Origin of the sequence: uncultured Barnesiella sp., assembly GCF_946496565.1 — a bacterium.
GTDB classification, from domain to species: Bacteria; Bacteroidota; Bacteroidia; order Bacteroidales; family Barnesiellaceae; genus Barnesiella; species Barnesiella merdigallinarum.
Genome location: NZ_CAMMHD010000032.1, coordinates 1 through 5,805, shown reverse-complemented (window position 1 = coordinate 5,805; position 5,805 = coordinate 1). Strand labels below are relative to the sequence as shown.

At 59.6% G+C, this 5,805-nt stretch carries 4 protein-coding genes; 2 read left to right on the top strand and 2 right to left on the bottom strand.

Going from position 1 to position 5,805, the window contains the following annotated elements; genetic code table 11:
* The first annotated feature begins 113 nt into the window (after positions 1-113).
* Positions 114-962: a deoxyribonuclease IV gene (gene nfo, locus Q1K76_RS11810; protein ID WP_300133643.1), complete on the top strand. Its 849-nt coding sequence runs from the start codon at positions 114-116 to the stop codon at positions 960-962.
* Positions 963-1,009: 47 nt separating this feature from the next.
* On the top strand, positions 1,010-1,957 hold the full coding sequence (gene cysK / locus Q1K76_RS11805; protein ID WP_300133640.1) for a cysteine synthase A: 948 nt from the start codon (positions 1,010-1,012) through the stop codon (positions 1,955-1,957).
* Positions 1,958-2,098: 141 nt separating this feature from the next.
* On the opposite strand, the gene Q1K76_RS11800 is transcribed toward cysK, so the two are convergent.
* Together Q1K76_RS11800 and Q1K76_RS11795 are read right to left on the bottom strand one after the other, a co-directional pair.
* Positions 2,099-4,780, bottom strand: coding sequence for a 4-alpha-glucanotransferase (locus Q1K76_RS11800; RefSeq protein WP_300133637.1), 2,682 nt, complete (start codon positions 4,778-4,780; stop codon positions 2,099-2,101).
* Between the two features lie 97 nt (positions 4,781-4,877).
* Positions 4,878-5,726: an AraC family transcriptional regulator gene (locus Q1K76_RS11795; RefSeq protein ID WP_300133634.1), complete on the bottom strand. Its 849-nt coding sequence runs from the start codon at positions 5,724-5,726 to the stop codon at positions 4,878-4,880.
* Positions 5,727-5,805 lie beyond the last annotated feature (79 nt).

Below are 5,805 nucleotides of genomic sequence, written 5' to 3'. Positions count from 1 at the left end.
CAGAATACAGGAGGCGGCTCGGCACTGTCAAAGTTGAAAACTGTGTTTTCCTTTGTCTCTGCTCTCGCCTTTCACTATATTTGTACAGATAAAAAAACGAAACAGACAACGATATGAAATACATTGGAGCTCATGTAAGTGCTTCGGGTGGCGTGGAGAACGCCCCGGTAAACGCACACACCATCGGAGCGAAGGCTTTCGCTCTCTTTACCAAGAATCAACGGCAATGGCAGTCGGCACCCTTGTCGGAGAAGAGTATACAACAGTTCCGCGAGAACTGCGCACAATATGGTTTTGCCCCCGAACACATCCTGCCTCACGACAGCTACCTCATCAACCTGGGACACCCGCAGGCCGAGGGGCTGGAGAAGAGCCGGAAGGCTTTTCTCGACGAGATGCAGCGCTGCGAACAGTTGGGGCTGAAGCTGCTGAACTTCCACCCGGGCAGCCACCTGAAGGAGATTTCGATCGACGAGTGCCTCTCGCGCATCGCCGAGTCGATAAACCTGACGCTCGAAAAGACGCAGGGGGTAACGGCCGTCATCGAGAATACGGCCGGACAGGGCAGCAACGTGGGGTTCCGCTTCGAACATCTGGCTGCCATCATCGACCAGGTGGAGGACAAGAGCCGCGTGGGGGTGTGCATCGACTCGTGCCACGCCTTTGCCGGCGGCTACGACCTGGCTACACCCGAGGGGTATGAGCAGACGTGGACAGAGTTTGACCGGATAATCGGATTCAACTATCTGCGGGGCATGCACCTGAACGATGCCAAGAAGGGATTGAACTCGCGCGTCGACCGCCACGACAGTCTGGGGGCCGGCGTGCTGGGCATCGGCTTCTTCGAGCGGCTGATGCAGGACCCGCGTTTCGACAACATCCCCCTCATTCTCGAGACGCCCGACGAGAGCCTCTGGCCGCAGGAGATTGCCCGTCTTTACGAACTGGCTGCCGCCCGATAACGTGCAGCCCCCTATCTGATTGTAGAACTACAAAAACGACTTGAACAATGAAAAAGATAGCTAAAAGTCTGACCGACCTGATTGGGAACACTCCGCTGCTGGAGCTCTCGAACTACAACCGCACACACGGGTTGGAGGCTACGGTCATTGCCAAACTGGAGTATTTCAACCCGGCCGGCAGCGTGAAAGACCGGGTAGCCCTCTCGATGATCAACGATGCCGAACAGCGGGGCATACTGAAACCGCATGCCACCCTCATCGAACCCACGAGCGGCAACACCGGCGTGGGGCTGGCCTTCGTGGCTGCGGCCCGGGGGTACCACCTCATCCTCACCATGCCCGAGACCATGAGCCTCGAGCGTCGCAATCTGCTCAAAGCCCTGGGGGCCGAACTGGTACTCACCCCGGGAGCCGAAGGGATGACGGGTGCCATCAAGAAGGCACAGGAGCTGAACGAGCGCATCGAGGGCAGCGTGATTCTGCAACAGTTCGAAAACCCCGCCAACCCGGCTGCCCACGTAAAGACGACGGCCGAAGAGATATGGCGCGATACCGACGGCGAGGTGGACATATTCGTGGCTGGCGTAGGCACCGGCGGCACGGTGAGCGGCGTGGGCCGGGGGCTGAAGAGCCACAACCCGGCCATCCGCATCGTGGGGGTAGAGCCGGCCGGCTCGCCTGTTCTGTCGGGCGGTAAACCCGGGCCGCACAAGCTGCAAGGCATCGGTGCCGGATTCGTGCCCAAGACCTACGACGCTTCGGTAGTCGACGAGGTTATCGCCGTGACCGACGACGACGCCATCCGCACCAGCCGCGAGCTCACCTCGACCGAGGGGATGGTGGTGGGTATCTCGTCGGGGGCTGCCGCATGGGCCGCTACCCAACTGGCCCAACGCCCCGAGAACCGAGGCAAGAAGATTGTGGTGCTGCTGCCCGACACGGGCGAACGCTACCTCTCGACCGTACTCTACGACTTCGAGGGGTACAAGCTCTAATCCCGGCGGTTGTCCGGGGCAACCCGGGCTACCCATAAGAACATAAGAAACAGAGAGGCCATGGCGCACTCGATTACCGAGCATTGCCATGGCCTTTTCTTATCTCTTTCCTGTATCGTTGCGCAAGCGCTCTGCCCCGGGCTATCTCCCGCTACGGGCAATCATCTCCTGCAAACGGGTGTTGAATACCCCCTCGGCCAAAAGTTGCTCGAGCGAGAGATGCATGCGGTAACGCCAATAGTAGTGCGGGCACGCGGGGTTGTTGATGCGCTCCTCGTCGGGGTTCTTGCGACGCAGGCGGCCGTCGATCGAGAGCCAGTCCTGCAAGGGCAGAATAGCCAGCATCGAGGGAGCCGAGAGCGTCAGCTCGACCATGCGCTCGCAAATCCAGGGCTCGCAGGTAGCGGGTGCCTGACCCGGCTCGCCCAGCACCTCGTTGAAGTAGCGTTGCGTGCGTGCGGGATCCTCTTGCCACCACCCTCTGATGCCCGACATGTCGTGGGTCGAGGTGGTACATACCGACCGCACGGGATAGCGGCTCACATCGCCAAACTCGCAGTTCCACTCCTTAGGCATGCGCGGTATCTCGAGCGAGAGAATCTGCAACTGCTTCATCACCTCGGGCACGCAAGCGGGTATCATGCCCAGGTCTTCGCCACAAACCAGCATATCGGTCGAGGCGACGAGTACGGGCAGTTTGCGCAGGGCTTCGGACTTCCAGAAATCGTTGTGCCGCCAGTAGAAGAAATCTTCGTAGAGGCGGTCGAAGCAGTCCTTCTGCTCATCGTCGAGAGCCCGGTAGGCCTGGGTGCGGTTACCCATAATGCGGGGGTGATAGTATCCCGGCTGGTCGGGGTCTTCGAGGAAGAGCACCTCGTCGAGCAGCTTCAGCAGGCCGTCGCGAATCGACACGTTCATCTCGTCGTCGGCCCCCGAGAAGTAGTCGACCACCTTGCGCTGGGTATCCATCATCACATTCAGGTCCCAGCGGCCGTTCCCCTTGTCGACCAGGAAGCGCGTCTTCACCTCGTCGGTATAGGCCCCGAAGATGTCGTGCAACGACTCTTCCCGCACATAGGGAACCGTCTGCCACGAAGCATCGAAGCGGAACCCCTTCTGCGCCAGCTCGTCGGGCGAGAGCGGCATGGCCGCATGGAAGTGGCCCAGCAGACCGTGGACGGCATCGAGCGGAATCTCCCAGATGCGGAAGAAGCCCAGAATGTGGTCGATGCGGTAGGCATCGAAATAGCGCGACATGTGACGCAAGCGGGCTTTCCACCAGGCATAGCCGTCGCGCGCCATCACCTCCCAGTCGTAGGTGGGGAATCCCCAGTTCTGCCCCTCGATCGAGAAGTCGTCGGGGGGAGCACCCGCCTGACAATTCATGCGGAAGAGATCGGGGTTGACCCACGCGTCGACACTGGTGCGGCTGATGCCGATGGGGATGTCGCCCTTCAGCACCACTCCGGCCCGGTGAGCATAGTCGCGCACCTCGGAGAGCTGCAGGTGCAGGTGATACTGTATGTAGTAGTAGAGGGCAACCGAACGGTACCACGGGCTCCACACGGCACAGTAGTCGGCAATCATCGACTCGTCGTAGCTGGCAAACTCGCCCCAACGGGTGAAGTCGGCCGTCTTGAAACGGTCGCGCAGGCTGCTGAAGGCGGCATAGGGCTGCAACCAGAACTTGTTCTCCCTGAAAAACTGCTTGAACCCCTCGCTCGACAGGGTGTCGTCGCCCAACTCGTCGAAGAGCAGATTCAGGTACTCCATCTTGGCGCGGTTCACCCGTTCGTAGTCGACATCGGGCTGCATGTTCAGCTCCCGCTGCAAGGCATCGAACTGTGCCTGCCGGGCCTCGTCGCTCAACCGGCCCACCTCCGAGAGGCGCAGATACTGCGGGTGCAGGGCAAAGGTCGAATTGGCGTTATAGGGATAGGAGTCGCACCAACTGCCGGTCAGGGTGGTATCGTTGACCGGGAGCAGCTGGATGAACGATTGCCCTGTGCGCAACGCCCAGTCGACCAGATATTTCAGGTCGAGGAACTCGCCCGTACCGAAACCGTAGTCGGTACGCAATGAGAATACCGGGATGGCCGTACCAGCCCCTTTCCAGGGACGTTCGGGCCCGTTGAAGAGCAACCCCGACACAACGACCGCCGTCGAAGGCGAGAGCTCCGAATCGGTATATACCCTGTTCGCACCCGTCTCCCACGCCACGACTTCGCGCTGCTGCGTGCGCACTATCACAAACTTGTATTCAAAGGAGGGGCCCAGTTGAGCCGCATCGAGGGTAAGATGCCATTCGGGAAAGTCGGTATCGTCGAGCGCCGGAGCCTGGCTCGGCTCCCAGTTGCCCAGAGCCGGCACACTGCCCACCAGGAGCAGCTGCTCGTCGGGGCGCAGCTGCGGAGCGAAGATTTTGAAGGTCACCGTACCGGCCGCCGGTACCCCGGGTTGCGGCTGGGGATGCTGACGGAAAAAGATGCCCTGGGTAAACGCCGAAGAGTAGAACGGCAGGTCGGCGGGAGTGTCGCGCCAGCGGTCGAGCAACCGATATTCGGTGGCCTTCTGCCCCGGCACGAAGCGGTGCGGACGGTTCCACTCCCGGCGCACCGAGTCGCCCGACTTGACCAGATAGCGATACTCAAAGGCGGCTATCGTCGCGGGCACCTCGATGGTGTAGCTCCACAGGTCACCGCCGCGGCAATCCATCACCACAGCCCGGCTCTCGTCGCCCGAGCCCAGTTGCTCAGTCTCGCCCGAAAGCATGAGCGACTCGCCCCAACGGGTGTGGTAGTATATCTCAAATGTTATTTTCATGACAATCCTCTTTGTTAAAAATTGGAGTCATAAAGATAGAAAACTTTATACAGAAACCGATACCCGTCGTCCCCCTTTTTCGCGAAAAGTTTTTGATTTAAAATGAATCTTCCCGATTCTGTTTCAGGCAATGCAGGGGCGAATAGCCATACTGCTTCTTGAAGGCTTGTGAGAAGTGCGACCGGTTCTTGAACCCGACCCGATAACAGACATCCTGTGCCGATACGCCCCCTTCGAGAAGCAGCCGCCGGGCCTCCTCGAGCCGCCGCTCCGTAATCCAGCGTTGCGGCGACAGGGTGCTGATTTTGGCAAAATCGCGCTTGAAGGTGGCCAGGCTCCGCCCGGTGTAGGAGGCAAACTCGTCCAGCGTAAGGTCTTCGGTATAGTTGCTCTCCATGAAATCCATCAGGTCTATCTTCCACGCCTCGTTGAAGTCGAACAGGGTCGGATAGAAACGGTCGTCTATGGCGAGCAGGCACATCACGGCCTCGTGCACCTTCAGCCGCAACCACTCGTCGGCAGGCGTTTCACCGCTATCGGTATAGGGCAGAAACGAGTCGAAGAGGCTCTTCAAGGCAACCGTCCGGGGCAGCACATTCACCGTCTTTCCTATCGGGCCGAGGCCATGCAGCCGCTTGCAGGTGGCAGCCACCCGGTTGTAATACTCCTTCAGCCCCTTGCGAGGCAGAGAGAAATTGATACCCCGGTAGGGATGCCCGTCGAGCGGCACCTTGGTGACGTTGACCGAGCAGTCGCGACGGACAAACACGAAGTTGTCGGCCATGACCTCGTCGGTCGTCTCCCGCCCCTCGATAACCAGCTTGCCGGAGCGCACGAAAATAATGGAGTGTGCAGGCATGCGATGCTCCAGGTGCATGTCGTGGGGGATGCTGCAACTCAGCAGGATATTGCCGTAGTTAATCAGATGGTCTATCGTTTCGTTCATGTAGCAAAGATAATACAGAGTTACTTTAGGGACTGTCGTTTAATTCCGTCATTATGAGTCAATCGGCAGACTGTCCCGG